Genomic DNA, 24,919 nt, shown 5'->3' on the forward strand with positions numbered 1-24,919 from the left:
TATTTTACCAATTTGGAGAAGTTTATGCTATTTTTATTGTCCGGAACTCAGTTATATCAGGGGTTTAGCCGGGTTTTGGATGTTTCAAGTTTTAGTTAATAAAATAAACGTACTTAACGAGGCCATTTCTACAATCAATTGGTCATAGTTCTGAACATCGCCCCAATAACTCGGTGACGTTGGGTCTGTTCCAGCGATAATTCCTTGTAAGTAAGTTTCGAGTGTCTCTGTTACATTTTGAGTTGCATAAGGGCCTAGCCCCCATAACGGACGCAAAAACGCTTCGACTTCACTTGTTGCTTTTGTATAAACCGTACCATGCGAGCCTAAATTTAGACGCCCAGGATTATTTTTTGAAAACAATGGTACTAATGGGGCAAAGAGATCTTCAAACCCTTGCTTCACTTCAGAATAACTTTCAAAACAATTCCCACGAATTCTTTCATTGATCATTTTCGCCGTACCTCTCAATTAAGCTTGCTTTAATAAAGCCATAATATTCACCATATACACAGACAAAATCACCTAAATTAAGATTACTTGTCGTTTGTTCATTTATAACTTGATACTGATAGTCCCCATTTTGTAAAATAAAGCGCGTCCCTTTAGTAATCTCATTGTTTTTTTGATCGGTTTGAATAATTTGCCCTTCTAGAAAAATCCATTCATATAAAGGAATTGCCCCTTCTTGTAATTCTTCGTTGGAAACAACACGTGCTTTTCTTTTGATAGATGTATCAATTTCTTTACTAAAATTTTTGTTTTGTTTTTCTTCTTCCTTTTCAAACGTCGTACAAGAAACTAAAAAAACGAATAACAACAGGCTTATCACCCACTTTTTAAACATGCTAAGCTCCTTTTATTTTTAGTAAAACGCTTTCTTCACTCTTGATATTACCTCTTATTTTATCGAAATGCAACATTTTTTTACGAAAAATACAATTATTTTTACAAAAAATATATTTTTCTTGCTTTTTTTTAGTAAAAAGACCTATACTAGAGGTATCAATTATGAAGAAAAGGAGGTTTTTCCATGGCTACAATTACTGATATCGCTCGTGAAGCCGCTGTTTCTATTTCAACTGTTTCTCGAGTCTTAAATTACGACCCTACTTTATCTGTAACGGAAGACACTAAGAGAAAGATTTTTGAAGCAGCAGAAAAACTAAATTACACGAAGTATAAAAAGAAACAAAAGAAAAACGACGAAAAACAAACTTCCTCTACTAATCAGCCTTTGCAAAAGGATCCTTCCATCGGTGTTATCCAGTGGCGTAGCGATGACGAAGAGCTCGACGATATTTATTACATGTCGATTCGACTCGGCGTGGAAAAACGTGCCGAAGAACTTGGCTACAACGTCTTAAAAATCTCACAAATCGATGAACAAAGCGTCGCCGCTGTTGATGGCCTCATCGCAATTGGTAAATTCACGCAAGAAACAGTAGAAAAACTAAATAAGTTACATCCAAACCTCTGCGTCATCGGCAGTAACTTTCCACTTGATGACTATGATTCGGTTAACACCGATTTTTCACAAGCGACGGAACTTGCTTTACAACATTTGTTTGATTTGGGACATAAAAAAATTGCCTACATCGGTGCCGAAGAAAGTGACAACTTATACGGTTATCGTCGCTATAAAACACCGACAACCAACACATACCTCGATATGATGCAGGCTTATCAACTATTTGATCAAGATTATTTTATCTTAAAAGAAAATAGCCAACTTGACGTAAAAACAGCTGAGGACTTGACAACCGAAGCTTTGAGCAAATGGGGAACTAAACTCCCTACGGCAATCTTAGCCGCAAACGACGCCTTTGCCATTGGCGTCATCCATTCCCTAAAAGAGCAGGGGTTAAAGGTTCCCGAGGAAATTAGCGTGATGGGAATTAACGATATTTCTATCTCCCAGTACGTTTCTCCCCCACTTTCTTCTGTTCATGCCTTTACCGAAGAAATGGGTGAAGTTGGCGTTAATTTGTTGCATAAACGAATTGCTTCGCCCGGTATTGCCAAACGACTCTTTTTAAGTACCGAATTAGTGGTGCGCCAATCGACCGCAGCTCCGCGAATGCTAGAATCATAAAAAGAAGCAGAAACGCTGTCATTTTAGCGTTTCTGCTTCTTTTACCCTTCCAACCGAATCACCGTTTCAATCTTGCCGACTTCCCCTCGTTCATAACGCCCTTGAACAACATAGGCTATCTCATCTATTCCTTGGTGGTTCACATAAGTTTTTTCAAAAATCAATTGCTCTTCAAAACTGGCATCCAATTGCAAATACCCTTTTGATTCTTGTCCATGCAACTCAATTTTACTTGCCGTTTGATGTGGCTTAACGGCACTAACAAAGTTCGCAATGATTTCGTTTCGGGGTTGTTCAAAAGCAAACTCATCGACAATTTTCAATGTTTTTCCTTCTAAAGAAAAATGACGCTCGAATTTCTTGACTAGCCCTTCTGGGTAAATCGCCTTTAAGTCTAACGTAAGTTGTTGTGCATTTACTTTTATCACTTTCGCCTGACCTTTACCAGGTATTTGCCAAGCACCATTGATTTGCGGTACTGAATGACTTAGGGCACTATTGGGAAAGATTTGATAACGCAAAGAATCATTAAAATAGTCTTTCGTATATTCGCCAGCCCCTATATCGGTTAATAATAATTCTTTGATCGATCCAAAAATAAAATGACCGACGTCCAAATGGTTATGGCTTTCGGCATTATTCCCACCACGCGCTGCAAAAAAAAGTTGATTTTCTTGGTCACGTACAATCCACCACTGCACATCTGCGAAAAAATGATTACTTGAACTAGATACGTTCGTATAAACAGTTGGTTGATCCCAAGTTAAATTACGATAAACATGCGCAAAGCGGTAACAATGATCAAAATCTAACGGACTAGTTTGAGCCATTTCAGGAACCATTACTTGGAAATACGTCGCACAAAAACTCATCAAACCCGTTGGCAAATCGACGGCGGAGTAATCTGAAAAGGGCACATATTCCCCTTTTTTTTGCATGGTAAAATAAGGGAAGGCTGCAATTTTTTTAACTTTTTCTAGTTCTAAATAGGTTGTATCTCCCGTCACCTCTGCTAATTTCTGTGCGTAATAAAGATAATAGCCAAAACCATAAGCCCAATAACCAACTCCTTCGACGCACGCACCATCTTCACCAAAACTCATTAAATAACTTTGCATCGCCAAATCCAAACGTTGAATGATTTGTTTTTGACGAGGGGAATTTTTAGGTAAAAGCGATAAAGCTGTTAAGCCAATCGCACCTGCAATCACCGAGCTCCAATTATTTTCTTTAAATTCCCAGTCCCATCGTCGTTTTTCTAAAGGAACGAGTACCCGTCTGTTTACTTCCTCATTGATTCTTTGTCGAATAAAAGGGGATAGAGCGTCACCAACTAATTCATCTAGCTCACTTAAAGCTTGCGCAGTCTCTGCCGAAAACAAATCAAGCCATTCTGAACTTTCTAAACCAAATGCGCCATCAATCACTGGTAAATGGGCTGGTAGTGACCAAGCATACTCATTGCAAATTTCCCAAATCACTTGTTCCAATTGCTCTTTAACGGCATTGCTTTTTTCTAAATAAAAAGCCAGACCTAAGACCGTCAATTGACGTCGTCTTTCAAAATAGTGCTTTTCAAAGGCTAAGCGATTCCCGGTCATTAAATATTCTTCATAAGTCGCAACTGGCAAAACCGGAATATCCGCCTGTTCGACGTATCGCTTGGCTTCTTTGAGTATTTCTATTTTTAACGTTTCACTTAACAAAATGATTCCCCACCTTCTTTTGTATCCGTTTTCTTAACATTATACCGAATAAGTAAAATAAATAAAAGTTTTTTAGGAAAAAACAACAAAAGTATTTATTTTTTTACTAAATAAAGTACAATGGACTTAAGGGAGGGATTTATTGTGATTTTCCAACAGCAACTCAAACAAAATCCATTACAAACGAAACAAGATTTTGAAAGGGCTTTAATTGAACTTGCCGAACCTGTTTATCATTTAATGGCTGAACAAAAAACGCCTGGACGGGTCCATTTAAGTGATAGCGGTTCGGTTTATAACGTTGACAGGCGTGATATTGAAGTTTTTCTACGAACTTTATGGGGCTTTGGACCACTATTTTCAAATGCGCAAAAAACAATTGAATACCAATCTTTTTTTAAACAAATTAATCAAGGGATTTTAACCGGCACGAATCCAAATGACTCGCTTTACTGGGGAACGTTACACGACTATGATCAGTTGTTTGTTGAAATGGGGGCTTTAGCGACGTATTTAATTTTTACTAAAGATACTTTTTGGTCAACTTTAAATGCGACGGAGCAACACTATCTTTTTAACTGGTTAGATCAAATCAACCAACACACCATCCCTAATACCAATTGGCTCTTTTTCAGAATCTTAGTAAATACTTTTTTCGAGACCGTTGACTTATTAGCCAGTGACCAACAACTCCTCACTGATTTAGCTGAAATTGAACAATATTATTTAGACGATGGTTGGTATTTTGATGGTTACGTGAATCAAATTGATTATTATATTCCTTTCGGGATGCAATATTATGGCTTATTGTATGCCAAACTAACGCCTCGAAAAAATTGTCCTTACGCGGAACAATTTAAGCAACGCGGGGGTATTTTTGCCCAAAGTTTTAAAGAATGGTTCACTATGGAAGGCGTTGCTTTACCTTTTGGTCGTAGTTTAGCCTATCGTTTTGCGCAATCGAGTTATTTTGCCATTGCAGCCTTTGCAGGCATTGATTGCTTGAACGTCTCTATAGCCGAAACAAAATACCTCTTAAGTAAAAATATGCATCATTGGTTCCAACAACCCATTTTTACAGCAGAAGGTTATTTAAGTATTGGGTATTATTACCCTAATTTAGTCGTGGCTGAAGGGTATAATGCTCCTGGTTCACCTTATTGGTCTTTTAAAAACTTCATTATTTTAGCCATAGACGATGAGGCTTTTTTTTGGCAAACAACGCCTCAAGCACCGACTTTTTCGTTAAAAAAACGCAACCCATATAGTCGAATGCTCCTGGTCCACAGCCCAAATCAAAATGAATTACAAGCGTTTACCGCTGGACAACATTCCCATGAACACGCACATGGCGAGGCGAAATATGAAAAATTTGTCTATTCAACTACTTTTGGTTTTAGCGTTTCAAAAGGCGCTACACTCGAAAAACAAGGAGCTTTTGATAATACACTAGCCGTTTCTGAAAGCGACACGCACTACCGCACGGTTTTTGGCTACAAAGATTATGCCATTCACGAAAATTATGTGTACGCTTGTTGGCAACCATGGCCAAACGTTACAATCAAAACATTTCTGATTCCGTGTTATCCTTGGCATTTACGTTTGCACCTCATTGAAACAGATCGGGATTTGTCTCTTATTTGTGGTGGTTTTTCCGCCCCACAAGATGGGTTTGAAATTAAAGCCACTCCAAATTTCGTCGCTTACCAAAGTTCAAAAGGGATTATCGGAATAAAAGACCTTTGCAAGAAGCTAACTTGTCAGGTAACTTATCCCGAACCAAACACCAACTTACTTTATTCCAAAACAGCCCTTGTTAGCGGAAAAACACAAATTACAGCAGGGAACCATACCTTGCTACTTGCTTGTTTAGGGGATGCGCAAGCAAAAGAAGTCGCCTCTTCTATTCACGCACACTTAGAGCAAAACGTCCTCCATTATACTTATGACAACCGCGACTATGCCTTAACTTTGAAAGAAATCGTTCTTTCATCATAAAAAAATTCAAATACTCTTGGCGTTACTACGCTTTCGAGTATTTGAGTTTTTTCATTTAGTCCTTCGTTACTTCTACACCATACGCTTCAATTTGAGTTAAAGCTGGGAATGGTGATTCATCTTCATTTTTAATCAAATCTTTTAGTTTTACAAAAGTTGTTTGAATGGGTTCAATTTCAAAAAATTGTTGGTCTAACTGATTGGTCGTTGCCAGATCAAGCGTTTGACCACCTGAAAACTCAACCGTCACCTGCGTCCAGTAGCTATCATGTGGATAGTCGCCTCTTAAAACAAGCGCCAGTTGATCTAAGATAACTTCTCGACCAAAATCAATCGTAATTTCCGCATCTTTTCTTTGATTAATTCCCCAAGATTGATATGGATACGGTCCATGGTCTTCATTTGCTAAAACACCGTCAATTGCATTGCGTGCAAAGAAAGTTGAATCATTACGTGTTTCAACGTTGGCAGATGCATGCGGATAAGCTTGACTATCTTCTTTTTGATCATGCGCATTACGTGCTAAATTACGTCTAGTTGCCAACTCTTCTCGGGTCGGTAACCACGCGCGTAGATAATGCTTTTTACCTGTAAAAATTTTAGGCGAATAGGCTAAGCGCAACAAATCATCAAAAATGACCGGGTATTCCCAGGTTGCATTCGTCATGTAAACGAGACTTGGCTCGATTGCCTCATCGACTTGAATCCAAACAAACGCTGGAAAAGAAGTGATTGCTAATTCGATTACATCACCGGCTTGGTAAGTATAATCTTTAAGTGCTAAATATGTTTGGGTTTGATGACTTCTTTCCGCAATAATATGCGCATCGTTTTTAATCTTTAATGTTAACAACAAAGCTCGCTCCTATCGACTAATTTTACTTGAATCCGATTGAACAAAAGCAGCAACTTCTTTTTCACTTAGACCAAGTGCATCGCCAGCTACCGTATGTTTTAACACGGTATTGCCTGTTGCAAAGTCAATAATCTCTTGGGCATCCTGTCCTTTTAACAACCCGTGCAAGACACCGGCTGAAAAAGCGTCGCCTCCGCCAATGCGATCCACAATATAAGGAATATGGTATTTTTTCGACGTATAATACGTTTGATCCATCCACAAGGTACCTGTAAGATAATTTTCATCACTTGAAACCACTTCCCGACGTGTCGAATAGAACACTTCAATGTTCGGGTATTTTTCTTGCATTTTTTGATAGTAATACGCTAAGGCTTCTTCTTCAGAGTATGCTGAATCGGCCGCTTCAATACCTAAGATATTCAGTGCATCCAGTGTCCCCATCGAACAATAATCAACATATGGTAAAATTTTTGCAAAAACAGCGCTAGCTTCTGCTAAACTCCAAAGTTTCCCACGATAATTACTATCAAAAGAAACGAGTACCCCACGACTTTTCGCTGCTTTCACAAAGTCAATCGTTAACTGGGCTAACGCAGGCGATAAGGCCGGCGTAATACCAGAAACGTGAAATAACGAAACTTGATCAAAAATTGTATCGTAGTCCCATTCATTTGCTTCAACAAACGAAAAAGCTGAGTACTTACGATCATAAACAACGGAAGTCGCACGTGGCCCCGCACCGGTTTCGACAAAGTAACTCCCCATCCGACCTTCTGCAAAATGAATGTCATTTGTGTTGACACCAAAGCGTTTTAGCTGATAAATTGCACCTTGACCAATCGCATTATCAGGAAGCTTTGATAGGAGTTTCACTTCATGTCCAAAACTAGACAAGCCGATCGCTACGTTGGCTTCACTGCCCCCGTAGTGTAAGTTTAAAGAAGAAGCTTGGCTAAGTTGCTCGCCTTGATTCGTTGAATAGCGTAATAATAATTCACCTAAAGTTAAAACTTTACTCAATTTATTCACCTCGAATTTCGCGTAACTTCGCCATATAGGCTTGCGCGTTTTGGGTAACGACTTCAAAATTATCACCTGTTAAACCACGTGTTAAATCACTGCCAATTCCAACTGAAATCACACCATTAGCAAACCATTCAGCCATATTATCCAAGTTTACCCCACCAGTTGGCATTAAGTTTACATATGGAAGTGGCCCTTTTACATCTTTAATAAAACGAGAACCAACAATGTCACCAGGGAAAACTTTGATAATATCTACACCTGATTTTAATGCGGTTGTAATTTCAGTAATTGTCATACAACCAGGCATATAAGGAATTTGGTATAAATTACACATCACAGCGACTTCTGCATCAAAAGCTGGACTCACAATAAAATCAGCACCACTTTCAATGGCTAATCGTGCGGTTACCGCATCTAAAACGGTCCCTGCGCCTACCACAACCGTTGGATCATCCACATAAAAATCTTTTAATTCCGCAATAATTTCACTCGCTTTTGGTGTTGTATAAGCCACTTCTAATGATTTTAAATCACCAGCAACACTGGCTTTGCAAATGCCTAACCCTTGTTCTTTTGATTTTCCACGAATCACGGCTACGACACCATTTTCAACTACTTGATTTAACGTTTTTGCTTTTCTCATCTTAATCCTTCTTTCTTTTCATTTACCAATCGATACCAAAGTACACCAATAAACATAATCACAATGGCAACCACAACTGCTGCAATACCGGCAAAAACACTGAATTTTTCCGATAAAACGCCTGTAATCGTAGGCATTAAAATTGCCCCCACGCCACCGATAATCAATAACCAACCCATCGCCATCGGGTATTTTTTAATCGAAACACCCGCGATCGTCATCGCTGTTGGGTAAACACCACCCATTGTAAAACCAAGCCCAATCACTGAAAATAAAATCATTTTTAGACTCGTACTACTCAATAATAAGAAATAAAAAACCGTCATCCCTAAACTAATTCCTGTAATTAAATTGCCTTTTGTAAAATGATGGCCATAAAATACACAAAATAGACGACCGAGTAAAATAGCAACCCATAATAAAGAAGAAATCAATTGGGCTTGTGTCACTTGAAGAATTTGAGCATCAATAAAGTATTTAACTAACCAACCTGTGATCACCGATTCTGCACACAAGTAAAAAAATAAAATAATGACCGTATTTATAAATAATGGATCTTTAAAAAAGGAGTAATCCTTCACTTTTTGACTAGTTACCTCAACTTCTTCATTCACATCCATTTTGCTAAACATCACTTGGGAAATCAGAATCAAACCAATAATCAAACCCGCGACCCACTTCCAGCCCGTTGCGCCAAACCAGCGGCCAGCTCCGACAACTAAAAACGGTGAAATTAAGGCCCCCACGGCAAATGTACTATGTAACAAATTTAGCGCGGCAGGATCACTGTGCGAAATATCATTTACGGTCTTATTATTAAAGTTTGAGATACTCCCACGACTAATTCCCGTAAAGAAAAAGGCACTAATTAGAAGTAACGGATTCCCCGTGATAATCATTAAGAAAAAACCGAGCATCACAAAACTACTTAAAAATAAAATTGATTTTTTCCGGCCATAATAAACGGGTAAAATCCCCGCGACTAATCCTGCAATCAAATTACCGAGTTGATGCCCCGATAAAAGTAAACCACTCACGGTATCGCTCAGTTGATACTCAGTACTAATTAATGGAATAATCGCGCCAAAAACCATGGCGTAAAAGCCATTAACAAAAAATATAAAATAACAACATAGCAAAATGTAGCGATCTGAAGCACTTAATTCTTTGTATCTCATTTATCTCTATCCCATCGTATTCTATCGTCAAAAAAGGCTAGGTCTAAACTCAAATTGACGTTTATCCTAGCCTGATTAAATAAAGCTTGAATTCAATCTTTATTTATAAATGTTCTTTAAGGTTGTTTCCCAATGTAGGCTAAAATTCCACCATCAACATACAATACATGACCGTTGACAAAATCAGACGCTTCAGAAGATAAGAAGACTGCTGCTCCTTGTAAATCTTCCACTGTTCCCCAACGTGCAGCCGGTGTTTTTGCAATAATGAAATCATTAAATGGATGACCGTCTTCACGTAATGGCGCTGTTTGTGGTGTTGCAATGTAGCCTGGTCCAATCCCATTACATTGGATATTGTGTTCACCAAACTCTGAACAAATATTTTTGGTTAACATTTTTAATCCGCCTTTGGCTGCTGCATAGGCACTAACTGTTTCTCGTCCAAGTTCACTCATCATTGAACAAATATTAATGATTTTCCCGTGTCCTTTTTCAATCATTCCTGGTAATACTGCTTTAGCCATAATGAATTGACCGGTTAAATCAATGTCAACGACTTGACGGAAGTCTTCTGCGGTCATTTCTAACATTGGGATACGTTTAATAATCCCGGCGTTATTAACTAATACGTCAATTACACCAACTTCTTCTTCAATTTGCTTCACAGCAGCTGCAACAGCGGCTTCATCTGTGATATCAAAAACATAACCTTTTGCGTCAATTCCTAATTTTTCATAATCAGCCTTGGCTTCATCTACCGCTTCTTGCGTCAAGCTATTGTAAACAATTTTTGCGCCAGCTTCCGCAAGTGCAGTCGCAATACCAAAACCAATCCCGTAAATCCCACCAGTGACTAAAGCAACTTTTCCGTCTAAACGAAATGAATCCATGCTAAATTTTGTCATAATTGTTTCTCCTCTTTTGTATTAAAGAATTTGTGATTTATTTTATTTCAAGTCCTTCATGTCAACCATGTCCATGTCTGTATAAGTGATATTTTCACCGCACATTGCCCAAATGAAGGTATAATCCGCTGTTGCAACCCCTGTATGAATGGACCAACTTGGTGAAATACATGCTTGTTCATTTGCCATTACCAAATGTTTTGTCTCATCTGGTGTACCCATGAAGTGGAATACACGTGTGTCTGGATCCATATCAAAGTATAGGTACGTTTCCATACGACGTTCGTGTGTATGACAAGGCATCGTATTCCAAGCTGAGCCTTCTTCTAAGATTGTATAACCCATTTGTAATTGGCAGCTTTCGCAAACATTCGGATGCACATATTGGAAAATTTTACGTTTGTTGAGTGTTTTCGCTTCGCCTGTCTCAAATGGTGTAATTTCATCAATACTGATTTTGACATTTGGATAGATTTTGTGCGCTGGAACGGATACACAGTAAAACTTCGCTGGATTACTTGCATCATCTGATTTGAATTCAACTTGCTTCGTTTCTTTTCCGATATAATAACCATCTTGGTTTTTCATCGATTCTTCGTTACCATTAATTACAATTGAACCTGGACCACCAATATTGATAACACCTAATTCACGGCGCTCCAAGAAGTAGTCGACTCCTAGTTCACTTGATAACTTGATTTCTAACGCTTCTGTTGTTGGCGTTACACCACCAAAAATCATTCGGTCATTGTGTGTGTATGTCAATAAGATTTTTCCAGGAACAAATAATTCTTCAACTAAAAATTCCTCTCTTAATTGCTCCGTTGAAAAATGACGAATCATTGACGGGCTACTACCATATCTTGTTTCCATTTCCATTTCGATAACCTCACTTTTAATTTCCTATTAAGAAATATCTTTTCTAAAAAAGAAATTCTATACTTTTGATTATAGCGAGTTAATTTTAAATTGCAACCCCTTTCGCACAAAAAAATAAATCCACCCTGACTAAGGATGGATTTTGGCTTCAATTTCTTGTTTAGCTTCTGTCATTTTTTCAATAATTTGATTCACGTATTCGGGAGTCCCCCGAAATTTCGGCATACTGACACTAAATGCCCCTTCAATATTTTCTTTTCCATAAATTGGCATCGCGATACAAAAACAATCTTTTTCCATTTCTTCATCGTCATAAGCCACTTGTGTTTGACGAATCTCTTCTAGTTCTTTTTGTAGTAAAAATTTATTCGTAATGGTTTTTTCAGTATAGGCCGCTAAGGGTACCTCTGAAAAATAATAATCTAATTTTTTATCGTCATATGATGATAAAAAGATTTTACCCATTGCTGTACTATAGAGTGGGCGGCTCACGCCAATTTTTGAAGACATAAAAATTGATTGTTTTTTTGGTTCTAATTTATCCAAATAAACCAGCTCTTGGCCATTGGGAATCCCTAGATGGATCGTTTCATCGACACTATTTTGCAACTTCTCTAACTCTGGCGTCGCAACATTTTTCAAAATCGAATGTTCAAAATACTGACTACTATATTTCACTAAAGCCGGCCCTAAAAAGTAAGTCTTATCGCGTTCATTTCGACTAATATAACCAATTAATAATAATGTATCTAAAATTTTCAAAGTGGTTGATGTCGTCATTTCAACGGCTTCTGCAATCCCTTTAAGCGGCACCCCTTGACTTTTCGAAGCTAAAAAATCTAATATTTTAGCCGCTCGAATCAAGACCGTCCCGTATGGTTTTTTATCTTCCATCTCATCCGTTCCTTTCCTATTTGGAAAACAAAATCATTTTACAGGAAATTTTAACATAGAATTTATAAAAAAGCCAATTGTTTTATTTTTTTCATCTGTTCAATCTTTATAAAAAACGAATGACCGCTGTTTCTATTCATTTTTACGCACTTGATATTGCAATTTAGCCCTTAAAAAAATCTGATCCCCAAGGAGAAAGCGCTTGCATTTTGTTTGGTTATCATTTATAATACAAGTGTAAGGAGTCATAGATTCCCCATTATTCAACTTCAAGTAAGTTAGACATTGGAATGATGACGCGTAAATTCAATCTCTAAACAAAAGAAGTGAATAAACACGTATGGATTTACGTGATTGTAAGCATTTGTTTACAAGTAAGCAACAAAAAAAGAAAGGCGTGGGAATTTGAAAGATTTCTTACTAACTGAATACGACCTAACAGGTGTTTAAATAACAAAGTTGGAGCAACAGCGGACACTCCATCATGAAATGTATGAGGGTAAGTAAACACAAAATCCTGTTAGGTCTGTTTTGTTGCCTAAAAACGCTTAGTATAAAAACAAAAACATAAAACGACCCCCAAAAGCTGCCTATTTTAGGTTTAACTTTTGGGGGTTAATCGATTGGATAAACGGCAAGAGCCCTTTTCTTTTAAAAATATTCGGCAAATAATTGACGATTTTTTTCGTCTGCACCATCCAGATTCGAACTTTCAAAAATGGGAACGGGCATCTCAGCGGCTTGCATCAAGTTGGCAATCGCGACCACCAGTGCTTGAACAAGACCAATCCCGGTAAAATCTGAGATTGGGCCGAGTTTTTCAGGAAGGTTCTCCATTTGATAGGTGGCGTCTCCTTGTGGTGCATGATTGTCTAAAACGACATCGGCTAATTCGAAAAGCCGTTTTCCTGATGAGTGACGAGAAGAGACTTGCATGGAGTGCGCAAGCGAAGTCAGGACAATTACGTTGGCTCCACGTTTTTTCGCTTCTAAACACATCTCAACCGGGACATTATTACGACCAGAATTGGAAATCACTAATAAAGTATCCTTTTCATTTAAATCATACAACGTTAATAGTCCTGCTGCATATCCAGGCAAGCGTTCAATCATCGTACTTTTAAGTGGACGTTCATGCAGCATAATTTCTGGTGGTAGAATCGCTTTAACATTCGCTAGCCCACCTGCTCGAGCGTAGACTTCTTCCGCTATTAAATGAGAATGGCCTGTACCAAACAAATAGAAATTGCCTTGTTTTTGAAAACTTTTGACGACTAAATTGGCAGCCTGTTCGATTGCTTCAAGTTCTTCTTCCATGACTTTTTGCCAAATCTGTGCAAAGCCCAACATGCAGCGATGTGCTTCTTCTTTTGCTTCCATTTTCTCACTCCTATTCATTCTTCCACCAATAAAAAACAAGGGCGATTAATGAAAGAATTCCCCCAAAAATAACTAAAAAAGAGTCCATTTCAATACCTCCCCTCTCCGTAAAGCGTTTACATAATTATAACACACCAACTATTTTTTTCGTTCATTACAAATAAAAAAGAGCCGGCGATTCGACTCTTTTTGTTTTTATTTTTGATAAACAATTTCCCCCGCAAGAATGGTCGCCCTTACTTCGGTCTTTAATATTTCTGCTTCACTGACCGTTAATATATTTTGCGATAACACCACGAGGTCAGCTTGGGCACCGACTTTAATTTCACCGAGATCACTACGACTTAAAGCTTTTGCTGCCCCTTTTGTTTGAGCAACTAACGCATCGCCAATTCCTATGACTTCATTTGCCATCAATCGTTCTTGTGGTTGGCCATTTTTTTCACGGCGAGCGACGGCATAATAGATGGATTCTAGCGGCGTCACCCCAACAACGACTGGTGTATCCGTACCAAATGCTAACGTGGCCCCTTTATTTAGAAACGATTGAAAAGGAAACATTGCTTGCGCCCGCTTTTCGCCAACTTCTTCCGCTAAAGTTTCATAGCCGACAAGTAAATGACTCGGTTGAACGGATAAAATCAACTGCGCTTGGCTGACTAACGGTAAGTCAGTTGGATCCATGACTTCTAAATGTTCAAGTGTATTATATTTCCCAATGGGTAATGGATATTTTTGCGCGCTTTCTTGGTAATAGGTGAGTGCTTGATGGATCGCTTGGTCGCCAATCGTATGAATGCGAATGGGCCACCCTTGCTTATTTGCCATTAAAATTAATTGACGCATTTTTTCAGTTGGGATAAGTGGACCACCCACATCGCCTACATAATAAGGAACAGGATACGTTTCTTTTAAATAGGCGGTGTGCGTACTCGTTACCCCATCAAAAAATTGTTTCACGCCACCCATTTGAACTTTTTTCGATTGATAGGTTTGAGCGAATTGTTGCAAATGAGTAATTTCTTCACGCATCGCCGGATAAAAAACCGCACGGACACTAGCCTGGTCTTCAATTTGAGCAAAAATCGCAGGATAAACCAAGTCATCATAACTTTCACCGGTTAACGCCACGTCTCCAATTGTGGTAATACCCATCTGATTCAAATTACGCATATAATCTAAGTAAACAGCTGGCATTTCCGCTTGAAAAACCGTTAAAATTTGGGCTAAATAATGAATTGCGACTGCTTCTAAAAAACAACCCGTGAATTCGCCATTTGCGATTAAAGCCTCACCACTCATCCCTTTTGGCAATGTTTCTTTTGTAATTTGTAAAACTTCCAAAGCTTTTGAATTTAGCCAAATACTATGCGCATCACCAGAAATGAGCAACACCGGCCAATCCGAACAAACAGCATCTAAGCTGGCTTTGGTTGGATAAACATTTTGACCAAAGTCACTACTAAACCAACCAATCCCAATTTTCCAACCGTGAACAATCGGTAATGCTGGCACTTGCACCGCAAAATCCGTTTCGCTCATGCCCGTCAGTGGTTTTAATTTACCAGCATCAATAAGGGCTGACAAGAAAAAGTGCACATGGCAATCAATAAAACTAGGAATTAACATTTGATCCCCAAGTTCTCGCACTTCTTGCCCCGTTGGCACTTGCGTTAACGGCCCCACGGCTACAATCTTTTCGTCGCAAATTTCTACATAGCCAGCAAAAGTTGTCTGTGTCTTAGTATCAAAAATATAATTAGACGTTAAAATCATCTTACAAGCCCATCTTCCATTCTAAAAATAAATCATTGTAGAGTTCAACCGTTTTTTGTCCCAAGTACTCGTAATGTTCCATTTTTTCAATCGCTTCAAGTGTAGGATAAAAGGTCTCGTCTTCCGTCACTTCGCTTGGCAACAAGGCTTTCGCGGCTTCGTTTGGTGTCGCATAACCCACATATTCTGCATTTTGCTTGGCTACTTCTGGACGCAACATAAAATTAATGAAGTCATAGGCTCCTGCTAAATTTTTTACCGTTTTTGGAATCGCAAAATTATCCGTCCAAATCACGCCGCCGTCTTCTGGCACAATATATTTAATGGCCGGATTTTCACTAATGACATAAGCCGCGTCACCAGAGTATCCGAGACCAATCGGGGCGTCATTTTGAATCATCAACGTTTTAATTTCATCTGTTAGGACTGCTTTAATATTTGGACGTAAGGTCGCTAGTTTTTCAATCGTTGGCAAAACTTTTTGCGGATCCTTTTCATTTAAGGACACACCCAGTGATTGCATACTAATCCCCATTGTTTCGCGCGAGCCATCAAGTACTAAAATGCTATTGTTAAAGGCCGGGTTCCACAAATCATCCCAACGTTGAATGGCATCTTCTGCGATCACATCTGTGTTCACCATGATGCCGAGCGTGCCCCAAAAATACGGCAATGAATATTGATTTTCTGGATCAAATGATTGATTTAATAGAAAAGGCGATAAATGCTCCATCCCATGGATTTTCTGATGATCTAGCGGAAGCAACAATTCATTTTCTAACATTTTTGGAATAATTGATTCACTAGGGAAAACCAAATCATAATGCGTGCCGCCTTGTTTAATCTTCGTTTCCATTGCTTCATTTGAGTCAAAGGTACTATAGATGACTTTATAACCTGACTCTTTTTCAAATTGCTTGATTAGTGCTGGGTCAATGTATTCGCCCCAATTAAAAATCGTCAATGTTTGTTTATTACCGCTACCAGTTGACTCATCCGCTCTGGTCTCCTGGTTTAAAAGACTCCGCCCAACAAACATCACGAGTAAAATACTCAAAATACCAATAAAAAATATCCCTAACTTCTTCAATACGTCACTTCTTTCTTTCAATATAATCTACGAACTTTGTGAAGCATACGGTATTTTTAAGAATTTTTCAATAGAAATTACTCATTCGATTTTATTTTCTAAAATCAACTCCGGTTTCAAAACAAGAATTTTACGACCCACAAAACGAATTGCACCAATTTCACGTAAATGTTGCAGCATACGATTGACACTACTCGCCGATGTGATCCCGCAAAAACGAGCTAAATCATCATTGGTAATGACAAAATCAATTAAGTGTCCTCCTTCAACCTCGCGTCCAAATAGCGTCATTAATTCATCCAATTGTGTACAAATCGCGCCGAATTTACCATTCATTAACATTTGCTGCATTTTTTTGATGGAATACAATAAATAATCACGGTAATACTCATTAACATAACGTTGCAATTCTGGGTTTTGATTTACGTCTTGCCAAAATTTAACCCGATCAATTTGATAAAGTTTGGCTTCTTTTGATTCGATTCGAATATTAAAAGGGGCATCCGTAAATTGCGAATACTCATCGCGTAAAATCGAGACAATCTCAACCGTATTAATATAACGCAAATTAAATTCGCGCCCTTCCCGCGTAATCATGCTCGTCTTAATAATGCCTTCTTTTAAAATATAAACATAACGGTCTTGCAACCCTTCATAAGTCAAATATTTTTTCTTTTCTTTCACAATCACTGGAAAATTCCCTTGTTCTAAGTATTTTTTCAACAACTCTTGTTTCATTTTTACACCCCTACTTCCTTGATTCTTAGCCATTAAACCTCTTTTTCTTACAAAAAACAATGACAAATGTTGAGAATTTTTGCTAGCAAGATAATTCATTTTTTTCTTTATTTTTTTTTAGTATTTTAAGAAGGTAAAAAATGAAAATGAAAGTAGGAAATTTCATGGAAGAAAAACCGACGAAACTATTTAACAAAGGTTTTATCAGCATTACCCTCATTAACTTTGTCGTCTATCTCGTCTATTATTTGTTGATGGTTATCATCGCCGTCATCGCTCAAGACCAACTACACGCCACTCTTGGACAAGCAGGTTTGGCTTCTGGTATCTATATTATCGGTACTTTACTTGCTCGGCTTTTTATGGGGAAAGTGCTTGAACTTTGGGGCCGAAAAGGGATGCTCCGCTATGGTTCGCTTTTTTATTTACTGACAACTGTTGCTTACTTTTTTATCCCAAACATTCAAGTCTTATATCTTGTCCGTTTATTGAATGGTTTTGGTTACGGAACCGTTTCAACGGCCACAAACGCGATTGTCACGGCTTATATTCCAAATGCTAAACACGGAGAAGGCATCAATTATTATGGTTTAAGTACCAGTCTAGCTGCCGCAATTGGCCCTTTTATCGGAATGATTCTTTTAAATACTGCTGATTTTAAAGTTATTATCGGATTTTCAGCGATTTTAATCTTAATTACAACAATTGCTAGCTTCGTTTTCCCCGTCAAAAATATTGTTCTTTCTAAAGAACATCAGGCGACATTACAATCTTGGAAATTAGAGAGCTTCATCGAAAAGAAAGTCTTTTTCATCTCATTTGTCGCTTTCTTTATGGGTTTAGCTTACTCAAGCGTACTAGCATTCTTGTCTTCTTATGCCAAAGTTATTGACTTAGTAACCGCAAGTTCATACTTTTTTGTTGTTTATGCCTTAGTAATTACCGCGACTCGTCCAATGACCGGTCGAATTTTTGACCGTAAAGGCGAAGATGCCGTCATGTATCCTAGCTTTTTATTTTTAACAGCTGGTCTCTTTTTGCTTAGCATTACCCATGCAAGTTGGATGTTGTTATTAGCCGGTGCTTTTATTGGCCTAGGCTACGGTACTTTTATGTCAAATGGTCAAGCGGTTTGTCTAAAATACGTTCGCAACCACCATCGCGTTGGGATTGCCTTATCCACTTATTTTATTGGCTTAGATTTAGGCCTAGGTGTCGGCCCTTATTTATTAGGTGAACTTCAAAATTTCTTAGATTTTTCAGGCGTTTATTTATTTGCCGGTGCTATCCCTATTTTTTGCTTAATTATTTATAAACTCTTTTACCATCCTACAAAAAATGTACTTGGTCAAGTTAACATGGAGGAAAACTGATGAAAGCAACTGCTAAAACCATTCAACCGCTCGAAACAAATCGGACGCAACAAATCTTGCAACAAATTTTAATGCAATTAAATGAAACGAACCAGCGTCTTCAAACCATAGAGTTAGAAGAACTTCATGCCAAAGAAGAACAACAAAAACAACTCGCACAACTCGTACAAATGATACGTAATGATAATTTTATTGGTTAGAAAACAAGCAGCCTCCTAATTACAAGAGGCTGCTTGTTTTTTTATTCTTTTAATTTATTTATTTTCACGTATTCTATTAATAACTACAGAAAACAAACCTAAGAAAGAAAGACCAATCATACTCAACACTTGGTTAATTGTCGTCGCTTCGCCTGTTTGTGGTAATGTTTGTTGCGTCACAGTCGTTGCTTCAACAGCCGTTTGAACTGGTGCTGGTATTGTTTCTGGTGCTTCTGTTGGTTTTTCTTCTGGTGTTTCTTCCGGTGTTTCTTCTGGTGTTTCTTCTGGTGTTTCTTCTGGTGTTTCTTCTGGTGTTTCTTCTGGCGTTTCTGCCGCATTGTAGACGCCGATTACTTCAATTGAGTTTTCTGGAATGAAGCCGCTTGGATCGCCAACCCAGTGTGAGAAGAGGTAACCTTCAATCATTTTTTGTAATGCAGCATACTCAGAACCCGGTTCGCCATCAAAAATTTGATTTGGTGCAATTGGATTGCCAGCGCTATCTTGATAAAGAATCGTTACTAATCCAGTTGATTGTAAACTACCGGATGAAATTGCCACAAACGAATCCAATATACGGTCACTCGCATCAGCAATAACAATTTTAATATGGTTGACAACACCCGGATTTACGTAAGCTTCAATTGGTAAAACAACCGTTAAGCCGCCATAATCTGTCCCTGGCAATTTCGGTAACGTTCCTTCGCGATTATCAATAAAAAATTCAACATTTTTTACTGGGTCCCCAAGATTTCTTCCTGCATGAATATTGTTAATCGCTACAAATTCAGCTGTTCCTGGAATAAGGGCGGTATTTACACCATTTACAAAGAAAGCAAAAGCATCATTGTAATTGGAATTCACATAGACTGGATACTCTCTTGAACCAAAAACATAATTAAACTTCAAAATTGAATACAAAGGAACAAAATCAAACTCCAAAACAACTGCATCATAAGTTGTACGCTCTACAAACGCTGTTAAATCAGCATCTCCAGGCGTACCTAGCGAAGAGTTTTCAGTATAAACATCCCCACTTGATAATAAAATTCCTGAACCAAAATTAAAAACATCTGACCCGTTGGTAAACTTCGCAATGGCATTCGGTGATCCTGTTAAAATGACATTTGAAATCGTTAAACTATCATCACCTAATAAATAAGAGACATATTCTTCTGGTGTCGCTGCTGACAATTCAATATTAGAGATATTTTCTTCCTCAGCAAGTAGCATCGGTTCGTCTTCTTCATCAAAAAGAGCCATCATCGCGAAGTTTTCGACACCAAGTTCTTCTTCTTCGATAAAAGGTACGATAAGTTCGTCTTCCTCTGTAATTGCTTCTTCTACGGCTTCTACTTCGTCTAATGCTACTTCTGGTGCTATAGGAGGGATTTCGGTCTCTTCAATCCACTCGCTGGGCTCTTCTGCACCTTCTGCTTCATCCTCGTTCATCTCATTTTCTAGCGGTTCGCTGGCAACGACTTCTTCTGGTATAGGGATTTCTTCTTCAATTACAGGGCCAATAAACGTGGAATCTTCTACAATAGGTTCTTCTACCGCAGCAACAAATTCAATTAAAACGCTTTCTACATTTGCTGCTTCCGTTACCTCTTCTACCGCTAGCGTTGGATCGTCATCCGCTAATACATGAGCTACTGGCAACAGCGAAGGACCGAATAATGCAACCGTCGATAGTAGTTGAAAAATACGTTTTGTCTTCATCATTAACACCTTTCTTTCTAGTCTTCTCAAATGAACTAGTCAAAAAATGCTCTACCCCTTCTAATCTAACTTTCCATCAAAATTTATTTTCGTTATTTTATAACAATAAATTTTGATTGCACATTAAGCGCCAAACAACCAACAACTTAATTATATATTACTTTATTTTATCAGAAAATTCCAATAATAAGGCGTCGGTTATCGTTATGTCTGTTATTTTTATCTCGATACTTTCTATTTTTCTTATATACATTCAGACATTGTGAAATCAAATCAATGAAAATAACACCTGTTTAAAAAATAACGATATTAATTCCAATAGTTTTTTTCTTAACTTTCATTTTTCTTTTCCTTTCTCTATACTGTAATTAGACAAAGGAGGAACGCGCATGACTTTACCAGCAAACTATGCTAAAATTTTCAAACGAGATTGCTTTACTTTCAAACAATTAAAAGAACAACTTTCAACCGAAGAAATCGAGCAAATTAAAATAGAATATAAAACCGTGTGGCAAGCTTGGAAAGAGCTACACTTAACAATATACAGCCAATTTGAAAATACTTTCGAACGACCAAAAATTGAAAGTTGGACGAACGGCTGGAATTTAAGAAATCATTTTTGGGCTGCCTATCGACTAAAAGATGCCCCCAAAAGTAATGCTTGTCTAGGTGTTTTGATTAATCGCAAACAGCTTCAAATTTATTTGATGTTCCAACATTATAAAAGTGAGCAACGGGTAGGACTTGCTACTGATTATAATCAATTACTCCAACAAATCCCTACTTGGAGACAAACAGTTGACTGTAGACATTATCAAATTTGGCCACAACAAGAACATGAATTAGACGACCATTTGCCGTTAAGTACGTATTTAAATGCACCTGTTTTACAGGAACAATTAGAAAAAGAAATAATCGATACAAGTTTTCAATTAGGGAAAGTTTACTACCATGACGTCCCTACGGAAGAAATTGAACAAGTCATCACCAAGGCTTTAAGAGAATTATTGCCGCTTTTGCAAGCTTGTAAATAAAAATACGCGAAGACATTTTTTATCATTTGCCTTCGCGTATTTTTCAATTATGATTACCACCAAAGATCCTGGCTATTCCCGTTTTTTATCTTTTTAATTGCCACATCGACACTTTCTGTGATATCGTCTTTCACGTAACTCAAGTCTTCTTTCGAAAGAACCTTTGCTTTCGCTAAAAACTCATAAAATTTCTTTAATGCTGCTCCAATGTTCCTCACTTCTGTTACTGTTGGAGAAATCGATTTATGCGGATAAAAATTTTCAATATAATTACACGGTTCATAAGAATCATCTGATATGATTTGAATGCCATCGTGAAGTAAGTATTCATTCATAAAAAAACGGACTTCCCCCACATGTCGCTTTATTATGTTATCTCCTAACCCTAAATTTTCTTTTAAATAATTTTCAAAAGCTTGCAATACAAGTTCATTATTTGCTCGAATTTCTTTTGCGACTTTTTTATAACCGGCAAAATGTCCTAATCGATACATATAATCTTCCCATTTCGAAAAATCCTGCCAAGTGACTTCAATCGGCCCTGCTAGGGTTGTTTTTTCTTTCTTTGTTTGAGCGTTGTACTCTTTTTCGACTGGGTTTAATTTTAGGTTTTGTTCAATTGCTTTAACGAGCGCTTTCTTAGGATAATAATCCGATAATGAATTCGTCCCACTTTCAGCTAGCCACACCATTAATTTTGCCTGAATTCGTTCATGACTGACAAACTTTTTCGAGAGTTCAGCCATTCGGATATACATCGTCGTTACTCCTGTGACTTGACGATTAAAACCTGCATTGACTTCTATCTCCCCGGCAATGTCTAAGTACTGTTGGATTTGCTCATTGGCAATCCCCGCCCAGCGAAAAGCACACCAGATCCCTTCAGTAATCATTTGAGCTAATTGTTTCTTACTTTGGGCATTCACATCTGCAATCACGATGGGCATCATCGTCAAGTCGTTCACCAAAACTAAAACTTTCTTCCGATTCACATTATAATAATTTGCATGCCACGAAAAAAAGGGATTTGCCGTTGAAAAAGCTTTGCTCGCTTGACTATCGGCCACTTTAGGTAGCGCTGAAAATAAGGGCAATGATTTTTTAGTTGGGTTAATGATCATGGTAGGCCTCCTTTAAATTTTTATTAATTGCTCAATACGATTAACAAAACTCTTCTCAGTTAGAACGAGTTTTAGAAATATCCTGTTTTTTGCATGATGGTCGTTTATACTTATATCCATGTAAGCTTCTTATCATTACTTTATTATGGCGTAAATAATTGCTAGATGCAATCAATCAAAAACAAAAAAAACAACTAACCTTTTTTGAAATTATACTGTTCTAAAAATCATTGGATTCTTAGAATGAATTATAATTACATCAGTTAGTTGTTTTTTTGATTAATCTAAATAGTCTTTTCTTGGAATGACTGAAAAACGTTCTGCTAATTGTTTAAATTGTTGATCTGAAATCGCTTGTTTTATGCCTCCTTGTGCTTGCACGTAGGTGTAGATTTGTGCAGCTTTTTCTGCTGTTTCTACTAGGCCAAATGCCTCATCTAAGCAATTACCGGCTACGTACACACCATGGTAGGGCCACAAAACCATCCTCGTGTCTTTCATTTTATCAGCAGTGGCCTCGCCAATTTCATTTGTCCCTGGAACGAGCCAAGGTATAATCGAAACACCCTCTGGAAAAACAACTAAGCATTCCGTGCACATTTTCCAAAGTGTACGAGTAAACGCACGTTCATCTAATTCATGCGTGAATGTCATGGCTAATAGATGACTGGCATGATTATGCAAAATTACCCGATGCTTCTTGTCTACTGACAAGCGCGAAATATGACTCAATAAATGACTGGGAAGTTCACTTGTTGGCAAAGCACCATTTTCAAATCCCCAAATAAGTTCTGCTTGCTTTCCATTTTTTGCTATCCGAATAATTCCTAGCCCATCACAAGGATTGCCTTTTATATTTCTAAAGTATTTACCCGATCCTGTCACTAGGAAATATTTATTAGCTAATTCTTTTACACAAATCGACAATGAAAAAGTTGAAACTACTTTTGTAATATCTAAGTAAGGTTCTAACTCTTCTTGAGTTAAAAGGTAAGAGATATTTCCTCCATTTCTTTCATCCCAACCATGTTGGTAAGATTGCTCAATTATGTCTAGCATTTGTTTCATAAAATCTGCACACATTATTTCTTTGGAAGACACCTTTGATTCCTTCCCTTCTAGAACTCAGCTACTAAGTGACTTACATCAAGCTTTGATACAATGCTACAATTTCTTCTAATGTTGCTACTCGAGGATTTCCTGGTGTACAAACATCGCGAAAGGCATCTTTAGCAATCGCTGGAAGGTCTTTTTCTTCTACACCAAGTTCTGAAATCGTTGCTGGAATGCCCACTGCTTTACTTAAATCATCAATGGCTTGACAAGCAGCATCCCGCGCTTCTTCTATCGTTATTTCGTCAGCATTTGCCACACCTAATACTCGAGCAATATCTCGGTATTTTTCACCAGTATAGTCTTTGTTGTATTTCATTACGGTTGGCAATAATGCCGCACATGCCACGCCATGAGGAACATTGTACCAAGCACTCAAAGGATGGGCCATACCATGAACTAAACCTAGACCTACGTTTGAAAAACCCATTCCTGCAATGTATTGGCCTAGCGCCATTTCTTCACGTGCTTTTTCATCCCCATTTACTGAATCTCGTAAGGATCGTCCGATGATTTCGATGGCTTTAATATGTAACATATCGCTCATTTCCCAAGCCCCTTGGGTAATATACCCTTCAATCGCATGGGTCATAGCATCCATTCCTGTCGCTGCTGCTAATCCTTTTGGCATCCCTAGCATCATATCACTATCAATAAACGCAACAATCGGGATATCGTGAGGATCTACACAAACAAACTTACGCTGATTTTGTGCATCGGTAATGACGTAGTTAATGGTCACTTCTGCAGCAGTTCCAGAAGTTGTCGGTACGGCTAAAATTGGTAAGCATGGATTTTTTGTCTCAGCTACCCCTTCTAAACTTAATACGTCGCTAAATTCTGGATTCGTCACAATAATCCCAATTGCTTTAGCCGTATCAATTGGGGATCCTCCGCCAATGGCCACAATACAATCGGCTTGCGCTGCTTCGATTGCCTCAACCCCTTCTTTCACATTTTCAATTGTTGGGTTAGGAACAATCCCATCATAAATTTCATATTCCACGTTTGCGTCATCTAGTAATTGCGTCACTTTTGTGGCTACTTCAAATTTTATTAAATCTTTATCCGTAATTACCATCACTTTTTTAAAGCCTCGTGCTTTGATTTCATTTGGGATATTCGCAATTGCCCCTTTACCAAAATAAGCTGTTTCATTTAAAATCATTCGATTCACTGTCATTTT

22 protein-coding genes and 1 pseudogene are annotated in these 24,919 nt (G+C 37.9%); 5 read left to right on the plus strand and 18 right to left on the minus strand.

The annotated features are described in order from the left end of the window. Positions 1–90: 90 nt before the first annotated feature. Both JOD14_RS09505 and JOD14_RS09510 read right to left on the minus strand, forming a co-directional pair. A pseudogene (locus tag JOD14_RS09505) lies at positions 91–453 on the minus strand (DUF2264 domain-containing protein); the annotation flags it as partial. Then, entirely contained in the window at positions 443–847 is a 405-nt protein-coding gene (locus tag JOD14_RS09510) for a hypothetical protein (RefSeq protein ID WP_204654594.1), read from the minus strand. The pseudogene JOD14_RS09505 and the gene JOD14_RS09510, both read right to left, overlap by 11 nt. Positions 848–1,033: 186 nt before the next feature. Here JOD14_RS09510 and JOD14_RS09515 point away from each other — a divergent pair, with 186 nt between their 5' ends. Next, positions 1,034–2,095: a LacI family DNA-binding transcriptional regulator gene (locus JOD14_RS09515; RefSeq protein ID WP_204654595.1), complete on the plus strand. Its 1,062-nt coding sequence runs from the start codon at positions 1,034–1,036 to the stop codon at positions 2,093–2,095. 41 nt (positions 2,096–2,136) lie between these two features. Here the strand turns inward: JOD14_RS09515 and JOD14_RS09520 are convergent, their stop codons facing one another. Further along, entirely contained in the window at positions 2,137–3,801 is a 1,665-nt protein-coding gene (locus tag JOD14_RS09520; RefSeq protein WP_239576161.1) for a heparinase II/III family protein, read from the minus strand. A gap of 144 nt (positions 3,802–3,945) precedes the next feature. Between JOD14_RS09520 and JOD14_RS09525 the strand changes: the two genes are divergently transcribed. Next, the gene (locus tag JOD14_RS09525; RefSeq protein WP_338031685.1) at positions 3,946–5,799 is read left to right on the plus strand and encodes a DUF2264 domain-containing protein; all 1,854 of its coding nucleotides are present in this window, start codon (positions 3,946–3,948) and stop codon (positions 5,797–5,799) included. Positions 5,800–5,854: 55 nt separating this feature from the next. Here JOD14_RS09525 and JOD14_RS09530 read toward each other — a convergent pair whose 3' ends face one another. The 11 genes from JOD14_RS09530 to JOD14_RS09580 form a co-directional block, all read right to left on the minus strand. After that, a complete protein-coding gene (locus tag JOD14_RS09530; protein WP_204654596.1) occupies positions 5,855–6,652 on the minus strand; it encodes a hypothetical protein in 798 nt (265 codons plus the stop codon). 12 nt (positions 6,653–6,664) lie between these two features. Continuing rightward, positions 6,665–7,678 (minus strand): sugar kinase, encoded by a 1,014-nt coding sequence (locus JOD14_RS09535; protein WP_204654597.1) that lies wholly within the window; start codon positions 7,676–7,678, stop codon positions 6,665–6,667. 1 nt (position 7,679) lies between these two features. Then, positions 7,680–8,327 (minus strand): bifunctional 4-hydroxy-2-oxoglutarate aldolase/2-dehydro-3-deoxy-phosphogluconate aldolase, encoded by a 648-nt coding sequence (locus JOD14_RS09540; protein WP_204654598.1) that lies wholly within the window; start codon positions 8,325–8,327, stop codon positions 7,680–7,682. Further along, the gene (locus JOD14_RS09545; RefSeq protein ID WP_204654599.1) at positions 8,324–9,505 is read right to left on the minus strand and encodes an MFS transporter; all 1,182 of its coding nucleotides are present in this window, start codon (positions 9,503–9,505) and stop codon (positions 8,324–8,326) included. Before JOD14_RS09545 ends, JOD14_RS09540 begins: the two co-directional genes overlap by 4 nt. A gap of 116 nt (positions 9,506–9,621) precedes the next feature. Further along, positions 9,622–10,413 carry a gluconate 5-dehydrogenase gene (locus JOD14_RS09550; RefSeq protein WP_204654600.1) on the minus strand — a complete coding sequence of 264 codons (792 nt, stop codon included), beginning with the start codon at positions 10,411–10,413 and terminating at the stop codon, positions 9,622–9,624. A 42-nt stretch (positions 10,414–10,455) separates the two neighbouring features. Further along, positions 10,456–11,292, minus strand: a complete 837-nt coding sequence (gene kduI, locus JOD14_RS09555; protein ID WP_239576163.1) for a 5-dehydro-4-deoxy-D-glucuronate isomerase — start codon at positions 11,290–11,292, stop codon at positions 10,456–10,458. A gap of 129 nt (positions 11,293–11,421) precedes the next feature. Next, positions 11,422–12,186 (minus strand): IclR family transcriptional regulator, encoded by a 765-nt coding sequence (locus JOD14_RS09560; RefSeq protein ID WP_204654601.1) that lies wholly within the window; start codon positions 12,184–12,186, stop codon positions 11,422–11,424. 651 nt (positions 12,187–12,837) lie between these two features. Further along, positions 12,838–13,566 (minus strand): SIS domain-containing protein, encoded by a 729-nt coding sequence (locus JOD14_RS09565; RefSeq protein ID WP_204654602.1) that lies wholly within the window; start codon positions 13,564–13,566, stop codon positions 12,838–12,840. Positions 13,567–13,761: 195 nt separating this feature from the next. Then, a complete protein-coding gene (locus tag JOD14_RS09570; protein ID WP_204654603.1) occupies positions 13,762–15,342 on the minus strand; it encodes an amidohydrolase in 1,581 nt (526 codons plus the stop codon). Position 15,343: 1 nt separating this feature from the next. Continuing rightward, a complete protein-coding gene (locus tag JOD14_RS09575) occupies positions 15,344–16,432 on the minus strand; it encodes an ABC transporter substrate-binding protein (protein ID WP_204654604.1) in 1,089 nt (362 codons plus the stop codon). 81 nt (positions 16,433–16,513) lie between these two features. Next, on the minus strand, positions 16,514–17,170 hold the full coding sequence (locus JOD14_RS09580; RefSeq protein ID WP_204654605.1) for a Crp/Fnr family transcriptional regulator: 657 nt from the start codon (positions 17,168–17,170) through the stop codon (positions 16,514–16,516). 164 nt (positions 17,171–17,334) lie between these two features. Here JOD14_RS09580 and JOD14_RS09585 point away from each other — a divergent pair, with 164 nt between their 5' ends. Continuing rightward, on the plus strand, positions 17,335–18,543 hold the full coding sequence (locus JOD14_RS09585; RefSeq protein ID WP_204654627.1) for an MFS transporter: 1,209 nt from the start codon (positions 17,335–17,337) through the stop codon (positions 18,541–18,543). Further along, positions 18,543–18,743: a hypothetical protein gene (locus tag JOD14_RS09590; protein WP_204654606.1), complete on the plus strand. Its 201-nt coding sequence runs from the start codon at positions 18,543–18,545 to the stop codon at positions 18,741–18,743. The genes JOD14_RS09585 and JOD14_RS09590 overlap by 1 nt, the downstream gene beginning before the upstream one ends. Before the next feature lie 54 nt (positions 18,744–18,797). Here the strand turns inward: JOD14_RS09590 and JOD14_RS09595 are convergent, their stop codons facing one another. Then, positions 18,798–20,465: a choice-of-anchor L domain-containing protein gene (locus JOD14_RS09595; RefSeq protein WP_204654607.1), complete on the minus strand. Its 1,668-nt coding sequence runs from the start codon at positions 20,463–20,465 to the stop codon at positions 18,798–18,800. A 389-nt stretch (positions 20,466–20,854) separates the two neighbouring features. On the opposite strand from JOD14_RS09595, the gene JOD14_RS09600 reads away from it, so the two are divergent. Continuing rightward, positions 20,855–21,499: an HI_0552 family protein gene (locus tag JOD14_RS09600; protein ID WP_204654608.1), complete on the plus strand. Its 645-nt coding sequence runs from the start codon at positions 20,855–20,857 to the stop codon at positions 21,497–21,499. Between the two features lie 53 nt (positions 21,500–21,552). Here JOD14_RS09600 and JOD14_RS09605 read toward each other — a convergent pair whose 3' ends face one another. The 3 genes from JOD14_RS09605 to fucO all read right to left on the minus strand — a co-directional run bounded on the left by JOD14_RS09605 (position 21,553) and on the right by fucO (position 24,916). Then, positions 21,553–22,620 (minus strand): DUF6933 domain-containing protein, encoded by a 1,068-nt coding sequence (locus JOD14_RS09605; RefSeq protein WP_204654609.1) that lies wholly within the window; start codon positions 22,618–22,620, stop codon positions 21,553–21,555. Positions 22,621–22,899: 279 nt separating this feature from the next. Continuing rightward, on the minus strand, positions 22,900–23,721 hold the full coding sequence (rhaD, locus tag JOD14_RS09610) for a rhamnulose-1-phosphate aldolase (protein WP_338031686.1): 822 nt from the start codon (positions 23,719–23,721) through the stop codon (positions 22,900–22,902). Positions 23,722–23,761: 40 nt separating this feature from the next. Next, positions 23,762–24,916: a lactaldehyde reductase gene (gene fucO / locus JOD14_RS09615; protein ID WP_239576164.1), complete on the minus strand. Its 1,155-nt coding sequence runs from the start codon at positions 24,914–24,916 to the stop codon at positions 23,762–23,764. Positions 24,917–24,919 lie beyond the last annotated feature (3 nt).

The sequence above is a fragment of the Enterococcus lemanii genome, assembly GCF_016909125.1.
Taxonomy (GTDB): Bacteria; Bacillota; Bacilli; order Lactobacillales; family Enterococcaceae; genus Enterococcus_I; species Enterococcus_I lemanii.